The sequence below is a fragment of the Pseudomonas sp. lyk4-R2A-8 genome, from assembly GCF_030209095.1.
Classification (GTDB): Bacteria; Pseudomonadota; Gammaproteobacteria; order Pseudomonadales; family Pseudomonadaceae; genus Aquipseudomonas; species Aquipseudomonas quebecensis.
In genome coordinates this window covers 1-19,732 of record NZ_JARVSS010000038.1, presented here as the reverse complement: position 1 = coordinate 19,732, position 19,732 = coordinate 1, and the positions used below count along the sequence as shown (strand labels likewise).

Annotated in this window: 2 protein-coding genes; both read left to right on the top strand. The window is 65.6% G+C overall.

Annotated features, from left to right (window positions below):
- The first annotated feature begins 72 nt into the window (after positions 1–72).
- The gene (locus QRN10_RS24205; RefSeq protein ID WP_285429331.1) at positions 73–14,100 is read left to right on the top strand and encodes a non-ribosomal peptide synthase/polyketide synthase; all 14,028 of its coding nucleotides are present in this window, start codon (positions 73–75) and stop codon (positions 14,098–14,100) included.
- Positions 14,101–14,103: 3 nt separating this feature from the next.
- Positions 14,104–19,732, top strand: a 5,629-nt coding sequence (locus QRN10_RS24200; RefSeq protein ID WP_285429330.1) for a non-ribosomal peptide synthetase, incomplete at its 3' end; no start/stop codon positions are given.

The following is a 19,732-nucleotide window of genomic DNA, read 5'->3' as shown; positions in this document are numbered from 1 at the left end:
TTCCTTTCGCGATTCGTTTTATAGGGACGACGTGCCTTTGTGCTTCCTGCCTATTGCTCCGGATCCCAAGAAATGAATGCTGAAGACTCCTTGAAACTTGCTCGCCGGTTTATCGGGTTGCCCCTGGAAAAACGCCAGAGGTTCCTGCAGGCCTTACAGACAGAAGGCGTGGAGTTTTCGCGGTTTCCGATTCCGGCCGGGGTGCAGGCGGAAGATCGCCAGGCGTTGTCCTACGCGCAGCAGCGCATGTGGTTTCTTTGGCAATTGGACCCGACCAGTGGCGCGTACAACCTGCCGGGCGCGGTGCGGCTCACGGGGGCCTTGAGCCTGCGGGCCATGGAACAGGCGTTCGCCAGTCTGGTCGAGCGCCACGAAACCCTGCGCACGGTGTTTCAGCGCCAGGCTGATGAACGCTTGTCGCAGGTGGGCATCGAGCCCTCGGTGGCGGTGGAGCAGCTCGACCTGAGCGACCTGCCGCTGGCCGAGCGGGAGCAGGCGGTGGGCGCCGCGGCGGTGCGCCAGTCGCTGTTACCGTTCGATCTGGAACACGGTCCGCTGCTGCGCGTGCAACTGCTGAAGCTCGCCGAGCGGGAGCATGTGCTGCTGCTCACCCTGCACCATATCGTCTCCGACGGTTGGTCGATGAACGTGCTGATCGACGAATTCATCCGCAGCTATGACGCCTACGAACGCAACGAAACACCCCGACTGCCGCCGCTGCCGATCCAATACAGCGACTACGCCCTGTGGCAGCGCCGCTGGCTGGAAGCGGGGGAGCAGGCGCGGCAACTGGATTACTGGCAGGCGCGCCTGGGGGATGAGCACCCGGTGCTGGAACTGCCCACCGACCGTCCGCGCCCGGCCATGCCCAGCTATCAGGGCACTCGCCATCACTTCGCGATTGATGCGGACCTTGCCGCGCAATTGCGTCGCTGCGCTCAACAGCACAACGTGACCCTGTTCATGCTGCTGCTCGGTGCGTTCAACGTGCTGTTGCATCGCTACAGCGGCCAGGGCGATATCCGCGTCGGCGTGCCGATCGCCAACCGCAACCGCACGGAAGTCGAAGGGCTGATCGGCTTCTTCGTCAACACCCAGGTACTGCGCACCGAATTGACCGGGCAAACCCGCGTCGCCGAACTGCTGCAAGCCATCAAGGAACATGCCCTCGGCGCCCAGGCCCACCAGGAATTGCCCTTCGAACGCCTGGTGGAAGCGCTGCACGTCGAACGCAGCCTGAGCCATACGCCGCTGTTCCAGGTGATGTACAACCACCAACCGGTGGTGGCCGACATCGCTTCGGTCAGCACTGCCTCGGGCCTGGAGCTGGCCCTGGTGGAATGGCAAGGCCGTACCACCCAGTTCGACCTGACCCTGGACACCTATGAAAAATCCGGCACCCTGCACGCCGCGCTGACCTACGCCAACGACCTGTTCGACGCGCCGTCCATCGAGCGCATGGCCCGCCACTGGATCAGCCTGCTGCACGCCATGGTGGGCGATGGCGAGCAGCGTATCGGCGAGTTGCCGATGCTGGACGCCGACGAACTCCAACGCGTGATCCACACCTGGAACCAGACCGCGCAAACCTATCCCACCGAGCGCGGCATCCACCACCTGATCGAAGATCAAGTACGCGCCACCCCTGATGCCCCGGCCTTGCAGTTCGGCGATACCACCCTGAGCTATGCCCAGCTCGATGGCCGCGCCAACCAGTTGGCCCACGCGCTGGTCGAGCAGGGCGTCGGTCCCGATGTGCTGGTGGGGATCTGCGTCGAGCGCTCGATGGAAATGGTCATCGGCCTGCTGGCGATTCTCAAGGCGGGCGGCGCCTACGTGCCGCTCGACCCCGAATACCCCCAGGAGCGCCTGGCCTACATGCTTGAAGACAGCGGCGTCCAACTGCTGCTTACCCAGCAGAGCCTGCTGCCATCGTTGCCCACTGCGGGTATCCGGGCGATTGCCCTCGATCAGCCTGCCGAGTGGCTGGAGGGCTACAGCAGCGCATCGCCCGAAGTGAGCGTGCACGCGCTGAACCTGGCCTACGTGATCTACACCTCCGGCTCCACCGGCAAACCCAAGGGGGCCGGTAACAGCCATCGCGCGTTGGTCAACCGTCTGTGCTGGATGCAGCAAGCCTACGGGCTGGATGGGAGTGACGCGGTCCTGCAGAAAACCCCGTTCAGTTTTGACGTGTCGGTGTGGGAGTTCTTCTGGCCGCTGATGACCGGCGCGCGCCTGGTGGTCGCGGCTCCTGGCGAGCACCGCGAACCGGCGCGCTTGATCGAAACCATCGGCCGTCACGCCATCACCACGGTGCACTTCGTGCCGTCGATGCTGCAGGCGTTTATCCACGAGCCGGGCGTGCAGGCCTGCGCGAGCCTCAAGCGCATCGTGTGCAGCGGCGAAGCCTTGCCGCTGGAGGCGCAGCAACAGGTGTTCGCCAAGCTGCCGGCGGCCAATCTGTACAACCTCTACGGCCCGACCGAAGCCGCCATCGACGTGACCCATTGGACCTGCGTCGATGAAGGCGCCGACTGCGTGCCCATCGGCCGTCCCATCGCCAATCTCGGCACCTATGTGCTCGACGCCCAACTCAACCCGGTGCCCGCCGGCGTGTCCGGCGAGCTGTACCTGGGCGGCACCGGCCTGGCCCGCAGTTACCATCGCCGTGCGGCGCTGACCGCCGAGCGCTTTGTGCCCAGCCCGTTCGGCGACGGCACGCGTCTGTACCGCACCGGCGACCGCGTGCGCCAGCGTGCCACCGGGGTGATCGAATACCTGGGGCGTCTCGACCATCAGGTCAAGCTGCGCGGCCTGCGGATCGAACTGGGGGAAATCGAAACGCGCCTGTTGCAGCACCCATCGGTGCGTGAAGCCGTGGTGCTGGTGCAGGGCGGCAAGCAATTGGTGGCCTATCTGGTTCTCCAAGGCGACGCGCCGGACGATCTTAAGGACTGGTTGCTCAACAGCCTGCCGGAGTACATGGTGCCGACCCACTGGGTACACCTGGACAAGCTGCCGGTGACCGCGAACGGCAAGCTCGACCGCAAAGCCTTGCCGCAGCCGGATGCTGCGCCGCAGCAGGTCTACAGCGCGCCGGAAAACCCTCTGCAACAGGCGCTGGCGGCAATCTGGAGCGACGTGCTCGGCGTGCCCCAGGTCGGCCTGGACGATAACTTTTTCGAACTGGGCGGCGATTCGATCATCTCCATTCAGGTGGTCAGCCGCGCCCGTCAGGCCGGCATCCGCCTCAGCCCGCGCGACCTGTTCCAATACCAGAGCGTGCGCAGTCTCGCGCGCGTGGCGAGCTTTGAGCAATTGGCGCTGATCGACCAAGGGCCTGTCAGCGGCGACGTGATCGTTACCCCAGTGCAGGCCGGCTTCTTCGAGCAGGCGATCCCGGCGCGTCATCACTGGAACCAATCGCTGCTGCTGACCCCACGGGAAGCCTTGGCACCGGCACGCCTGGAAGCGGCCCTGACCCAGTTGATCAATCACCACGATGCCTTGCGCCTGCGCTTCGTCGAGCGGGACGGCCAGTGGCTGCAATGGCATGCCGCGCCGGTCACTGATGCGGCGCTATGGCAAACCCAGGTCGCCGACGACAGCGAACTGGCCGCCGTGTGCGATGAAGCCCAGCGCAGCCTGGAGCTGGAACACGGCCCTTTGCTGCGCGCCACCTTGGCGACGCTGGCAGATGGTACGCAGCGGCTGTTGCTGGTGGTCCATCACCTGGTGGTCGATGGCGTGTCCTGGCGCGTGCTGCTGGAGGATCTGCAACAGGCTTATCGCCACGCCGCACTGCCGGCCAAGACCAGCGCCTACCAACGCTGGGCGCAGCAATTGCAGGCCCATGCACTGACCCTCGAAGCGCAACTGCCGTACTGGCAGGCGCAGACCATGGCGGCGGATCTGCCCTGCGACAACCCTCATGGCGGCCTGCAGAACCGCCTGGGCCGCACCCTCGAAATCCGTCTCGACGCCGAGCACACCCGGCGACTCCTGCAGGATGCCCCGGCGGCCTATCGCACCCAGGTCAACGACCTGTTGCTGACCGCCCTGGCGCGGGTCATCAGCCGCTGGAGCCAGCAGCCTGCGGCGCTGATCCAATTGGAAGGTCATGGCCGCGAAGACCTGTTCGACGATCTCGACCTGAGCCGCACCGTCGGTTGGTTCACCAGTCTGTTCCCACTGCGCCTGCAGGCCGGCGGCGAGTTGTCGAGCGCCATCAAGGCAGTCAAGGAGCAACTGCGCGCCGTGCCGCACAAAGGCATCGGCTACGGCCTGCTGCGCTACCTCGGCACCCCGGCCGCGCGCCAAAGCCTGGCGAGCCAGGTCGCGCCGCGAATCACGTTCAACTACCTGGGCCAATTCGACCGCCAGTTCGATGCGTCGGCGCTGTTCGTCCCTTCGACGCAGGGCGGCGGTCAGGCCCAGGACCCCGAGGCCCCGCTGGCCAACTGGCTGACCGTGGAAGGGCAGGTGTACGGCGGTGAGTTGGCGTTGCGCTGGGGCTTCAGCAGCGACATGTACGACGTGGCGACCATCCAGCGTCTGGCGGACGAGTATGCCGTCGAACTCAAGGCCGTGATCGAACAATGCTGTGCCACGCCGGCCGGGCAGGTCACGCCGTCCGACTTCCCACTGGCGCGCCTGAGCCAGGCGCAACTGGAGGCGTTGCCCGTGGCGGGGCCGCAGATTGCCGATCTCTACCCGCTGTCGCCGATGCAGCAGGGCATGCTGTTCCATACCTTGTACGAGCCCCAGGCCCAGGCCTACATCAACCAATTGCGCCTGGATATCCAAGGCCTGGACCTGCTGGCCTTCGGGCGCGCCTGGCAGGCCGCTCTGGACCGCCATGACATCCTGCGCAGCAGCTTTCACTGGCTGGGCCTGGACAGTGCTCATCAACTGATCCAGCGTCAGGTCGACCTGCAGTTGCAGGTAATCGAAGACACGGGCGCCGACCTGGATGCATTGGCCGATGCTGAACGCGACAGGGGCTTTGCCCTCGACGCGGCGCCGCTGTTTCGCCTGATGCTGGTGCGCGGCGCCGGCAATGCGTGGCACCTGATTTTCACCAGTCACCACATCCTGATGGATGGCTGGAGTAACGCCCAATTGCTCGCCGAAGTGATCGCTCACTATGCCGGCCATGCAGTGCCTGCGCCGATGGGGCAGTTCCGCGCTTACCTCGGCTGGCTGCAGCAACAACCCAGCGGCGAAGCGTTCTGGAAAGCGGCCTTGGCACCTCTTGAGGCGCCGACTCTGCTGGCCGATGCGCTGCGTGTGCCCGTCAACGGCAGCGGCATGGCCGATTACCCCATGGTGCTGGACGCCGACTTCACCCGCGCCCTCGGCGAGTTCGCCCGCACTCATAAAATCACCCTCAATACCCTGCTGCAGGGGGCTTGGGCCTTGCTGTTGCAGCGCTATACCGGCCAGGCCTGCGTCGCCTTCGGCGCCACGGTCGCCGGGCGCTCGGCGCCGTTGCCGGGGATCGAGCAGCAGTTGGGCCTGTTTATCAATACGTTGCCGATGGTCAGCGCGGCGTCGCCGGCACAGTCGGCCGCCGATTGGCTCAGCGAGTTGCAAACCCTCAACTTGAGCCTGCGCGATCACGAACACGTACCGCTCTATGACATTCAAGGCTGGGCCGGCCAGCAGGGCGCGCTGTTCGACACGCTGCTGGTGTTCGAAAACTTCCCGGTAGCCGACGCCCTCAAGCAGGGTGCGCCCGCCGGGCTGACTTTCGGCCCGTTGCATAACCACGAGCGGACCCATTACCCGCTGACCCTGGGCATCGAGCTGGGCGCGAGCCTGCGTCTGGAGTTCAGCTACGACCGCGCGCGTTTCAGTGCCGAGCAAGTCAGCCGACTCGGCGCCAACCTGCGGCACCTGCTGGTGCAACTGCTCGCCGATGCCCGGGCACCGTTGGGCAGCCTGCACCTGCTGGCGCCCGACACCCGGCGCGAACTGCTCGCCTGCAGCCGATCGCCTGCCGCCGCGCAGTGCAGCGCGCGCGTGCACGAACGCATCGCCGTCCAGGCCGCCAGCACCCCTGACGCACTGGCAGTGCAGGCGGGCGATGTGCGGTTGAGCTACGCACAACTCAACGCGCGGGCCAACCGCCTGGCCCATCGTCTGCTGGCGCTTGGCGTCGGCCCTGGCCAGCGCGTGGGCCTGGCGTGCCGCCGGGGTCCGCAACTGATCGTCAGCCTGCTGGCTGTGCTCAAGAGCGGCGCGGCCTACGTGCCGCTGGACCCCAAATACCCCGCCGAACGCCTGGCCTATATGCTGGCCGACAGTCGCTTGAACCTGCTGCTCAGCGAAACCGGGCTGCTGGCCGACCTGCCGCTGCCCCAGGGCCTGACCCGCCTGGACTTCAGCGCCGAAGGGGCGGAGCTGGCGGGTTACCCGGCGGTCAATCCGCCCAACCATGCCGCTGCCGCCGACCTGGCCTATGTGATCTACACCTCCGGTTCCACCGGCCAACCCAAGGGCGTGGCCATCGATCATGCCGCCCTCGGCCAGTTCTGCGACAGCGCCTCGGTCTACAGCCAGTTGCGTCGCGATGATCGTGTGCTGCAGTTCGCCACGTTCAGCTTCGACGGGTTTGTCGAGCAGTGCTACCCGCCGCTGTGCAGGGGCGCGGCGCTGATCATGCGTGGTGATGAGTTGTGGGATGCCGGACAACTGGCGCGGGAAATCGTCGAGCAGGACGTGACCCTGGCCGACCTGCCCGCAGCATACTGGTACTTGTTGGCCAAGGAGTGCGCCATGGATGGCCGCACGCTGGGTAAGCTGCGCCAGGTGCATGTGGGCGGCGAGGCGATGTCGGTGGAAGGGCTGCGCGCCTGGCACGCCGCCGGACTGGGGCAGGTGCGCCTGGTTAATACCTACGGGCCGACCGAGGCCACGGTGGTGTCCAGCGTGCACACCTGCCACCTTGCGGATGCCAACGAAGCGTACGGCGTGCCGATTGGCCGCGCCACCGAAGGGCGCGCACTGTATGTGCTCGACAGTGCCTTCGACCTGCTCGGCGGTGAAGGCGTCGGCGAGCTGTGCATCGGCGCCGAAGCCGGCCTGGCCCAGGGCTACTTCGACCGCCCGGCGCTGACCGCCGAGCGCTTCCTTCCGGACCCGTTTTCCAGCACGCCGGGCGCGCGGCTCTACCGCAGCGCAGACCTGGCCCGCCGCAACGCAGCGGGTGACCTGGAGTATGTGGGGCGTATCGACCATCAAGTCAAAGTGCGCGGTTTCCGGATCGAAATGGGCGAGATCGAAGCTCACCTGCAGGCCCTGCCGCAGGTGCGCGAGGCCGCCGTGATCGCCCGGCCGAGCGCGACCGGTGCGCAGTTGGTCGCCTATGTGGTGCCCGCCCTGGCGCAGGCGCTGGATACCCAGGCCCTGGCGACGATCCTGCAACGGTCGCTGCCGGACTACATGGTGCCGGCGCATTGGGTAGTGCTCGACGCGCTGCCCCTGAACCCCAGCGGCAAACTCGATCGCCGCGCGTTGCCGGCCCCGGACCTGAGCCCATCGCGCCAGGCCTATCGCGCCGCGCAGACCGCGCTGCAGATGCAACTGGCCGCGATCTGGCAGGCAGTGCTGCAGGTCGAGGCGGTGGGGTTGGATGACCATTTCTTCGAGCGCGGCGGGCACTCCTTGCTGGCCACCCAGGTGATTTCCCGGGTGCGCCATGACCTTAAGCTGGAAGTACCGCTGCGCGTGCTGTTCGAACAGCCGACGCTGGAAGCGTTTGCCGTGGCGTGCGCGGGCGTGCAGGCCGATACCGCGCCGCCGATGGTTGCGGTGTCGCGTGAGCGGCCGCTGGCGCTGTCCTATGCCCAGGAGCGGCAATGGTTCCTGTGGCAACTGGACCCGACCAGCGCAGCCTACCATGTGCCGATGGCCCTGCACCTGCGTGGCCAGCTGGATACTCCGGCGCTGGAGCGCGCGTGCCTGGCCCTGGTGCAGCGGCATGAACCGTTGCGCACGACGTTTCGGGAGGCGGGCGAGCAGGTGTGGCAAGTCATCCACCCGCAGGCTGGGGTTGCAGTCGAACACCAGCGCGTTGCGCCGGCGTCGCTCGCACACAGCGTCGCGCAGGAAATTCAACGGCCCTTTGACCTGGTCGATGGTCCGTTGATGCGCGTCAAACTGCTGCAAGTCGACCCCGATCACCACGTGCTGGTAATCACCCAACACCACATCATTTCCGATGGCTGGTCGATGCAGGTGATGGTCGACGAACTGCTCGCGTTGTATCAGGGCCAGGCCCTATTACCGGCGCTGCCGCTTCAGTATGCCGACTACGCCGCGTGGCAACGCGACTGGATGGCGGCCGGCGAAAAGCAACGTCAACTCGATTACTGGTGCCGCCGCCTGGGCAGCGAACACGCGCTGCTGGAACTGCCGCTGGACCATCCGCGCCCGGCGGTGCAGAGCCATCGCGGCGCTCGGCGACAGGTGCCGCTCGACCGCGCGCTGGTGGCCGATCTCAAGGCCCTCGCACAGCGTCAGGACGTTACTCTGTTTGTGCTGTTGCTGGCCGCGTTCCAGGCGTTGATGCACCGCTACAGCGGCCAATCCGAGATTCGCGTGGGCGTGCCGATCGCCAACCGCAATCGCCTGGAAACCGAGCGTCTGATCGGCTTCTTCGTCAACACCCAGGTGTTGCAGGCCCAGGTGCAGGGGCAGATGGGGTTCGACCGGTTGCTGGCCCAGGTCAAGCAGCGCGCGCTGGAAGCCCAGGCCCATCAGGATCTGCCGTTCGAGCAACTGGTGGAGGCCCTGCAACCGCAGCGCAGCCTGAGCCACAACCCGCTGTTCCAGGTGATGTTCAATCATCAGGACAGCCTGCGCGCCGGCCCGCCGCAGTTGCCCGGCCTGGAACTGCAGCCGTTGGACTGGGCCGGTCACACGACCCAGTTCGACCTGAACCTGGAAACCGAGGAGTCGGCTGCCGGGCTCTGGGCGTCGCTCACGTACGCCACCGATCTGTTCGACGCGGCCACCATCGAGCGCCTGGCCGAACATTGGCAGAACCTGCTGCGCGCGGTCGTGCGCGATGTCTCCCAGGCCGTGGACGACCTGGCGATACTCAGCGCGCCTCAATGGCAGCAGAGCATCGAGGACTGGAATCACAGCGCGGTCGACTACCCACGGACGCAGTGTGTGCATCAGTTGTTCGAAGCCAAGGCCCAGGCACAGCCGGCGGCCATCGCGCTGCAGTTCAATGACGAGGCACTGAGCTACGGTGAACTCAATCGTCGCGCCAACCGCCTGGCCCATCGCCTGATCGCCGCCGGCGTCGGCCCGGACGTGCTGGTGGCGGTGCATGTGGAGCGCTGCGCGGAGATGGTGGTCAGCCTGCTGGCGACCCTCAAGGCCGGTGGCGCCTATGTGCCGCTGGACCCGCAATTCCCGGCGCAACGCCTGGCCTTTATGCTGCAAGACAGCCACGCCCGGGTGTTGTTGACCCAGGCGCACTTGCACGATCGCCTGGCGCAATCCCAGGGCCTGCAGGTGGTGCTGGTCGACGACGCCGGCGGTGCCGAACACAACCCGACGGTTCACGTCACACCGCAACACCTGGCCTACGTGATCTACACCTCGGGCTCCACCGGCAAGCCCAAGGGCGTGATGGTGCGACACGAGGCCCTGTGCAGTTTTACCTGCGGCATGGCCGGCACGCTGGAAATTGCGGCCGACGCGCGAATGCTGTCGCTGACCACGTTCTCGTTCGACATTTTTGCCCTGGAGCTGTACGTGCCGTTGAGCGTCGGCGCCACGCTGCTGTTGGGCGAACAGGCCCTGGCGCTCGATCCCGAGGCGATCCTCGACCTGGCGCACTCCCAGCGCGCCAACGTGCTGCAAGCCACGCCATCGACGTGGCGCATGTTGCTGGAAAGCCCGCGCGCGCCTCTGCTGCGCGGCATCAAGAGCCTGTGCGGCGGTGAAGCGTTGTCGGCCGATCTGGCCCAGCGCCTGCTCGACCTGCAGGGCCCGGTGTGGAACCTGTATGGCCCCACCGAAACCACCATCTGGTCGGCGGCGCATCGCCTGCTGCAGGCGCAGCCGTTTATTGGACGGCCCATCGCCAACACCCAGCTGTTCATCCTCAATGCCGGGCTGTCGCCCAACCCGGTCGGTGCCCCTGGCGAACTGCTGATCGGCGGGGCGGGCCTGGCACGCGGTTACCATGCGCGGCCGGCGCTGACGGCTGAACGCTTTGTGCCCAACCCCTATGGTGCGCCGGGCGAACGCCTGTATCGCACCGGCGATCTGGCGCGCTATCGCGCCGACGGCGTGGTGGCGTATATCGGCCGGGTCGATCATCAGGTCAAGGTGCGGGGCTTCCGTATCGAACTCGGTGAAATCGAAGCGTGCCTGCGCGATCTCGAGGCCGTGCGCGAGGCCGTGGTGCTGGCCGATAACGACCGTCTGATCGCTTATCTGGTGACGGCGACGCCGCAGCCGGCCGAGGTTTATAAGGCAGCGTTGCGCACGCGTTTGCCGGACTACATGGTGCCCGCGCACCTGGTCTTCCTCGACAGCCTGCCTCTGACCCCCAACGGCAAGCTCGACCGCAAAGCGCTGCCCAAGGCTGACGCCGGTCTGTCGGGCGGTGCCTACGTCGCACCGGTGACCGCACGCCAGCAGACAATCGCGGCGATCTGGGCTGAGGTGCTGGAACTGCCTCGGGTGAGCCTGGACGATCACTTCTTCGAATCGGGTGGGCACTCATTACTGGCCACTCGCGTGGTCTCGCGGGTGCGTCAGGCGCTGGGGGTGGAAGTGGCGCTCAAGCGGCTGTTCGAACAGCCCGTGCTGAGTGACTTCGTAAATGCACTGGGCGAGGAGGGCGTACGCGCTCCGGCGTTGCTGCCCGCCGACCGCCAGCAGCCATTACCGCTGTCCTACGCCCAGGAACGCCAGTGGTTCCTTTGGCAACTGGATCCGCAAAGCGCGGCGTACCACATCCCCAGTGCCTTGCGTTTGAAAGGCGCGCTGGACCTGGCTGCGCTGCAACGCAGTTTCGACGCCTTGCTGGCGCGGCATGAAAGCCTGCGCACCCATATACACCAGGACGCCGCCGGCACTGTGCAAGTAATCGAGGCGCGGGTGCGGATTGAAATCGAGCGGGTCGATATCGATGAAGCCGCGCTCACGGCACGGGTCGCCGAGACCGTCGCACGGCCGTTCGACCTGCTGCGTGGGCCGCTGCTGCGCGTGCAATTGCTGCGCCTGGCGGCGCAGGAGCATGTGCTGGTGCTGGTGCAGCACCATATCGTCTCCGATGGCTGGTCGATGCAACTGCTGGTCGAGGAGCTCGTTCAGCTGTATGCCACCTTCAGCCAGGGCCATACCGCGCAGTTGCCGGCATTGCCGATCCAGTACGCAGATTACGCCGTGTGGCAGCGCGGCTGGATGGACGCAGGCGAGAAAGACCGCCAACTGGCGTACTGGCGCGAGCAGTTGGGCGGCGTGCAGCCGGTGCTGGAGTTGCCGTTTGACTATCAGCGCCCGGCGCTGCCAAGCCATCGCGGCGCGCGCCTGAGCGTTGCGCTGTCGGGCCCGCTGCTGGCGGGCCTGCGCAGCCTCGCGCAACGCAGTGCAGCGACCTTGCCGATGGTGTTGCTGGCGTCCTACCAAGCCTTGCTGCACCGTTACAGTGGCCAGGAAGATGTGCGCATCGGCGTGCCGATTGCCAACCGCAATCGCCTGGAAACCGAAGGGCTGATCGGCTTTTTCGTCAATACCCAGGTGCTCAAGGCCGATGTCCATGGGCAAATGAGCGTGGCGCAGCTGTTGCAACAGACTCGTCAGCGTTCCCTGGAAGCTCAGGCCCATCAGGACCTGCCGTTCGAGCAACTGGTGGAAGCCTTGCAGCCTGAACGCAGCATGAGCCTCAGCCCGCTGTTCCAAGTGATGTTCAACCACCGCATGAGCGCTGCCGAGCGCCATCTGCAGCGCCTCACCGAATTGGAGGTCGACGTACTGAGCTGGGACGAACACGTGGCCCAGTTCGACCTGGCGCTGGACGTGGAAGAAAGTTCGACCCTGCTGCGTGCTTCCCTGAGCTACGCGACTGACCTGTTTGCCCCTGCAACCATTGAGCGCATGGCCAGCCACTGGCTGAATCTGTTGCAAGCGATGGTGGCCGACCCGCAGCAAAGCCTGAGCCAATTGAACCTGCTGGACGCCAGCGAGCGGCAGCAGATCCTGGCGTTGTGGGACCGCACCGATTCCGGTTTCTCGTCCCGGCGCCTGGTGCATGAGTTGTTCGCCGATCGTGCGCGGGAAAATCCCGGCGCCGTGGCGGTGAAATTCGCTACGCAGACCCTCACCTATGGCGAGCTGGACAGCCAGGCCAATCGCCTGGCCCACGCCCTGATCGCCCGTGGCGTCGGCGCGGAAGTGCGCGTAGCCATCGCCATGCCGCGCAGTGCCGAGAGCATGGTGGCGTTCCTGGCGGTCATGAAAGCCGGTGGTGTGTATGTGCCGCTGGATATCGAATACCCGCGCGACCGCCTGCTGTACATGCTCCAGGATAGCCGTGCGCAGTTGCTGCTGACTCACAGCAGCGCGTTGCCGCAGTTGCCGATGGTCGAGGGTTTGCAAACACTGGCTATCGACCATACCGACGCCTGGGCCGATCAACGCGCCACCGCGCCAGACGTCGCACTGGACGGCGACAACCTGGCCTACGTGATCTACACCTCCGGCTCCACCGGCCTGCCCAAAGGCGTGGCGGTGGCGCACGGCCCGTTGGTGGCGCATATCATCGCCACCGGCGAGCGCTACGAAACCGGCCCCAACGACTGCGAGCTGCACTTTATGTCGTTCGCTTTCGACGGCTCCCACGAAGGCTGGATGCACCCGCTGATCAACGGCGCCAGCGTGCTGATCCGCGACGACAGCCTTTGGTTGCCGGAGTACACCTACGAGCAGATGCACCGCCACCACGTGACCATGGCGGTGTTCCCGCCGGTGTACCTGCAACAGCTGGCCGAGCATGCCGAGCGCGACGGCAACCCGCCGAATGTACGCGTGTACTGCTTTGGCGGCGATGCGGTGGCCCAGGCCAGCTATGACCTGGCCTGGCGCGCGCTCAAACCGACCTACCTGTTCAACGGCTACGGCCCGACCGAAACCGTGGTCACGCCGTTGCTATGGAAGGCCCGCCGAGGCGACCCCTGCGGCGCGGTGTATGCGCCGATCGGCACGTTGCTGGGCAACCGCAGCGGCTACGTCCTGGACGCGCAACTCAACCTGCAACCGATCGGCGTGGCCGGCGAGCTGTACCTGGGCGGCGAGGGCGTGGCGCGCGGTTATCTGGACCGCCCGGCGCTGACCGCCGAACGCTTTGTGCCGGACCCGTTCGGCAAGCCCGGCAGCCGCGTATACCGCAGCGGCGACCTGACCCGTGGCCGCCCGGATGGCGTGGTGGATTATCTGGGTCGCGTTGATCATCAGGTGAAAATCCGGGGCTTCCGTATCGAGCTGGGCGAGATCGAAGCGCGCCTGCGCGAACAGGACAGCGTCGGCGAAACCGTGGTGGTGGCCCACGACGGCCCGTCCGGTAAACAACTGGTGGCCTATGTGGTGCCGACCCGTGCCACCGACGACAGCGCATTGCGCGACACCCTGCGCCGCGCCCTGAAAGCGCGCCTGCCGGATTACATGGTGCCCACGCACTTTATGTTCCTGGCGCAGATGCCCCTGACCCCCAACGGCAAGCTCGACCGCAAGGGCCTGCCGGAGCCGGACGTGAGCCTGATGCAACAGGCCTACGTAGCCCCCGAAACCGAACTGGAGCAGCAGATCGCCGCGATCTGGGCCCAGGTGCTGCACCTGCCCCAGGTGGGACTCAACGACAACTTCTTCGAGGTGGGCGGGCATTCGCTGCTGGCAATCCAGATCACCTCGCGGGTGCAGGCCGAGCTGGGCCTGGACGTGCCGCTGGTGGAAGTGTTCCAGACCGAAACCCTGCGTGCCTATGTCCAGGCCGCAGCCACCTTCCGTGCCGGCAGCGCGGAAGATTTTGACGACCTTCGTGACTTCTTGAGCGAACTAGAGGCGATTTGACCCATGCTTTCCAACCCTAATATCGATCTGGTCTCGCGCTTTCTTCGCCTGCCGCTGGAACAGCGCCAGCAGTTTTATCAGCGCCTGCAAAGTCGCGGCATGAGCTTTGCCCAACTGCCGATAGCCGCGGTTCGCGAGGCCGGCCAATACCTGCCGCTGTCTTATGCCCAGGAACGTCAGTGGTTCCTGTGGCAACTGGACCCGCACAACAGCACTTATCACATCCCAGGTGCCCTGCGCTTGCAGGGGCACCTGGACCTGCCAGCCCTGCAACGCAGTTTCGATACGCTGTTGGCCCGACATGAAAGCCTGCGCACGCATCTGGTTCAGGACGGCGAGCACCTGCTGCAGACCGCAGCGCCCGAGGCGCGCATTTACATCCAGTGCGACAGTGTCAGCGAACAAACCCTGATGGCAAGGGTTGCCGAGGACGTCGCGCGGCCCTTCGATCTGCAGCAGGGCCCGCTGCTACGCGTCAGCCTGCTGCAACTGGCGGCGGATGAGCATGTGCTGGTGCTGGTGCAGCACCATATCGTTTCCGACGGCTGGTCGATGCAGGTGATGGTCGAGGAACTGGTGCAGCTATATGCCGCTTACAGCCAGGGCCAGGACCTGGCATTGCCTGAGCTGCCGATCCAGTACGCCGATTACGCACTGTGGCAGCGGCGGTGGATGGAGGCGGGTGAAAAAGCCCGGCAACTGGCGTACTGGCAGGCGCTGCTGGGGGGCGAGCAACCCGTACTGGAACTGCCTCTGGATCATCCTCGTCCGGCACGGCAAAGCCATCGAGGCGCGGGCCTGCAGGTCCACCTCGGTGCGCAGCGGGTGACAGCGCTCAAGCGCCTGGCGCAGCAAGAAGGCGTGACGTTGTTCATGCTGTTGCTGGCGTCCTTCCAGACCCTGCTGTTTCGCTACAGCGGCCAGGCGGATATTCGCATCGGCGTGCCGACCGCCAACCGCAATCGGGTCGAAACCGAGCGGTTGATCGGCTTTTTCGTCAATACTCAGGTGCTCAAGGCCGACCTCGACGGGCAGATGACGTTTACGCAACTGCTGCAGCAGACCAAGCAACGCGCCCTGCAAGCCCAGGCGCACCAGGATCTGCCGTTCGAACAGTTGGTGGTGGCGTTGCAGCCCGAGCGCAGCTTGAGTCACAACCCGCTGTTCCAAGTGATGTTCAACCACCAGACCGATGCCCAGGGCGGGCGCGGCGGCCAACAGTTACCCGGCCTGCGTGTGACTGAGCTGGAGTGGGACAGCCCCACCACCCATTTCGACCTGAGCCTGGACACCCATGAGTCCGCCGAAGGCATCTGGGCCGCGCTGACCTATGCCACTGACCTGTTCGACGCAACCACTATCGAGCGCCTGGCGCAGCACTGGCAACACCTGCTCGAGGCGCTGGTGAACGAGCCCGGCAACCGTCTGAGTGCGTTGCCGATGCTGGGCACAGCCGAGCACCAGGTGCTGCTGCGGGACTGGAACGCCCCGGCCACCGTCGGCAGCTTGCAGGCCGTGCATCATCTGTTCGAGGCCCAGGCCTTCCGGCAGCCTGAACGCCAGGCTCTGGTCCTCGACGAGCAGGCTCTCAGCTATGGCGAGCTGAACCGCCAGGCCAACCGATTGGCGCACTATCTGATCGCCCAGGGCGTTGGCCCGGAAGTGTTGGTGGGGATCGCGGTCGAGCGCTCGTTGGCCATGGTGGTCAGCCTGTTGGCGGTGCTCAAGGCCGGCGGCGCCTACGTGCCGCTCGACCCCGATTATCCCCGCGAGCGCCTGGTGCATATGCTCCAGGACAGTGGCGTACAGAGGGTGCTGACTCACTCGCACCTGCGTCAGCGTCTGCCGCTGCCGCACGGGGTGACCGCCCTGGATATCGACCAGGCCGAGGCGCAATTGGCGCACTTTGGCGAGCACAACCCCGCAGTCACGTTCGAACCCCACAGCCTCGCGTACGTGATCTATACCTCGGGCTCCACCGGCAAGCCCAAGGGCGTGGCCATCAGTCATGCGGCACTCAGTGAGTTCGCCGGTATCGCGGCCGAGTATTCGCGCCTGGTGCCGCAGGACCGAGTGTTGCAGTTCGCCACCCTGAACTTCGACGGTTTTGTCGAGCAGCTGTACCCGGCCCTGACCCTTGGCGCCACCGTGGTGCTGCGCGGCCCGCAACTGTGGGACGGTGCGCAGCTGTATCGCCAGATCATCGACCAGGGCATTACCCTGGCCGACTTGCCGACAGCTTATTGGAAGTTATTCCTGCACGACTGCCTGGCGGCCGGGCCACGTTCTTACGGTGCCTTGCGCCAGGTCCATATCGGCGGCGAAGCCATGCCGCTGGACGGCCCGGCCCTGTGGCGCCAGGCCGGGCTGGGGGCCGTACGCCTGCTCAATACCTATGGGCCGACCGAAGCCACGGTGGTCTCAAGCACCCTCGACTGCAGCGCCGACAACGTTGTGATTGGCAACAGCGCCAGCCCTATCGGCCGGGCGTTGCGCGGTCGTGGCCTGTATGTGCTCGACGGCAACCTCAATCTGTTGCCGATCGGCGCGGTAGGCGAGTTGTATATCGCCAGTGCCAGCGGCTTGGCCCGCGCTTACCTGCAACGGCCGGACCTGACCGCCGAGCGCTTTGTCGCCGACCCGTTCAGCCGCCTGGGCGAGCGTCTGTACCGCACCGGCGACCTGGCGCGTTACCGCGCCGATGGCGTGATCGAGTATGTCGGGCGGGCCGATCATCAAGTCAAAATCCGCGGCTTCCGCATCGAGCTGGGTGAAATCGAAGCGTTGCTGCTGGCGCAGGACCCGGTGCGCGAAGCGTTGCTGCTGGCAGCCGATAACCAACTGGTGGCGTACCTGGTGCCGACGCAGCCCTTATCTGCCGCGCAGCAGGTTGAAGTCGCCGAGCAGCTCAAGGCCAGCCTGCGCGATCAGTTGCCGGATTACATGGTGCCGGCCCATCTGATCTTCCTCGAACGCATGCCGTTGAACCCCAACGGCAAGCTCGACCGCCAGGCGCTGCCCAAGGCTGATGCGACGTCCATGCAGCCGGCGTGGCAGGCGCCGGTGACGCCCCTGCAGCAGCAGGTAGCAGCCATCTGGGCGTCTATCCTGGGCATGGAGCGCATTGGCCTGAACCAGCACTTCTTCGAATCCGGTGGGCATTCGTTGCTGGCGATGCAGGTGGTCTCGCGCGTTCGCAGCGAGCTGAACCTGGAGGTGCCGCTCAAGACGCTGTTCGAGCAGCCGCGCCTGGAGGGGTTTGTCGCCGCGCTCGACGCGCAGGCCCCTGCTGTATCAACAGCACCGCCGCTGGTCGCGGCCCCACGCGACCAACCGTTGCCGCTGTCCTATGCTCAGGAGCGCCAGTGGTTTCTCTGGCAGTTGGAGCCGCAGAGTGCGGCGTACCACATCCCCAGCGCCCTGCGTTTGAAAGGCACGTTGGATGTGCCGGCGCTGCAACGCAGCTTCGACGCCCTGCTGGCGCGCCATGAAAGCCTGCGCACCCATTTGCGCCAAGAGCACGCGCGTACGGTTCAAGTGATTGAACCGCGCAGGGCGCTGCAGATTGCCCGTGCCGATGTCGATGAGGAAGCGCTCAAGGCCTGGATCGAGGCCGAGATCGCGCAGCCCTTCGATCTGCAACAAGGGCCGTTGATGCGCGTGTCGTTGCTGCGCTTGGCCGAGGATGAGCATGTGCTGGTGCTGGTGCAGCACCATATCGTTTCCGATGGCTGGTCAATGCAAGTGCTGGTCGAGGAACTGGTGCAATTGTATGCCGCCTGCAGCCATGGCCAGACCCCGCAACTGCCGGCGTTGCCGATCCAGTACGCCGACTACGCCGTGTGGCAGCGTCACTGGATGGACGCGGGCGAGAAAGACCGCCAACTGGCGTACTGGCGCGACAGGCTCGGCGGCGAGCAGAGCGTGCTGGAGTTGCCGTTCGACCACCCACGCCCGGCGGTGCAGAGCCACCGTGGTGCGCGCCTGGCCTTCGAACTGGCGCCGACGCTGACCCGCGACCTCAAGGCCCTGGCCCAGCAGCAAGGCGTGACCGTGTTCATGCTGTTGCTGGCATCGTTCCAGACCTTGCTGCACCGCTACAGCGGCCAGGCGCAAATCCGCGTCGGCGTGCCGATTGCCAACCGCAATCGCAGCGAGACCGAGCGACTGATCGGCTTCTTCGTCAACACCCAGGTGCTCACGGCGGACATTGATGGCCAGATGAGCGTCACACAATTGCTGCAGCAGACCCGGCAACGGGCACTTGAAGCCCAGGCCCATCAGGACTTGCCCTTTGAACAACTGGTAGAAGCACTGCAGCCCGAGCGCAGCCTGAGCCATAACCCGCTGTTCCAGGTCATGTTCAACCACCAGACCGATGTGGGTCAGGCTCAAGCGCAGCACCAGTTGCCGCACCTGCGCGTCGAAGGGCTTGAATGGGCAAGCAAGACTGCGCATTTCGACCTGGACCTGGATATTCAGGAGTCCACCGAAGGCATTTGGGCCACTTTGGGGTATGCCCTGGACCTGTTTGAAGCCGGCACCGTGCAACGCATGGCGCGTCACTGGCAGCATCTGTTGCAGGCGATGGTGGCCGACCCGCAGCAAAGCCTGAGCCAATTGAACCTGCTGGACGCCCACGAGCGGCAGCAGATCCTGGCGTTGTGGGACCGCACCGATTCCGGCTTCTCGTCCCGACGCCTGGTGCATGAGTTGTTCGCCGATCGTGCGCGGGAAAATCCCGGCGCCGTGGCGGTGAAATTCTCTACGCAGACCCTCACCTATGGCGAGCTGGACAGCCAGGCCAATCGCCTGGCCCACGCCCTGATCGCCCGTGGCGTCGGCGCGGAAGTGCGCGTAGCCATCGCCATGCCGCGCAGTGCCGAGAGCATGGTGGCGTTCCTGGCGGTCATGAAAGCCGGTGGTGTGTATGTGCCGCTGGATATCGAATACCCGCGCGACCGCCTGCTGTACATGCTGCAGGATAGCCGTGCGCAGTTGCTGCTGACTCATTCGTCGGTGCAACAACGCTTGCCGATCCCGGACGGCTTGCATGTTCTTGCAATCGATCAGACACAGGTCTGGTCCGACAACCGCGCCACCGCGCCAGACGTCGCACTGGACGGCGACAACCTGGCCTACGTGATCTACACCTCCGGCTCCACCGGCCTGCCCAAGGGCGTGGCGGTGGCGCACGGCCCGTTGGTGGCGCATATCATCGCCACCGGCGAGCGCTACGAAACCGGCCCCGACGACTGCGAGCTGCACTTTATGTCGTTCGCCTTCGACGGCTCCCACGAAGGCTGGATGCACCCGCTGATCAACGGCGCCAGCGTGCTGATCCGCGACGACAGCCTATGGTTGCCGGAGTACACCTACGAGCAGATGCACCGCCACCACGTGACCATGGCGGTGTTCCCGCCGGTGTACCTGCAACAGCTGGCCGAGCATGCCGAGCGCGACGGCAACCCGCCGAATGTACGCGTGTACTGCTTTGGCGGCGATGCAGTGGCCCAGGCCAGCTATGACCTGGCCTGGCGCGCGCTCAAACCGACCTACCTGTTCAACGGCTACGGGCCGACCGAAACCGTGGTCACGCCGTTGCTATGGAAGGCCCGCCGAGGCGACCCCT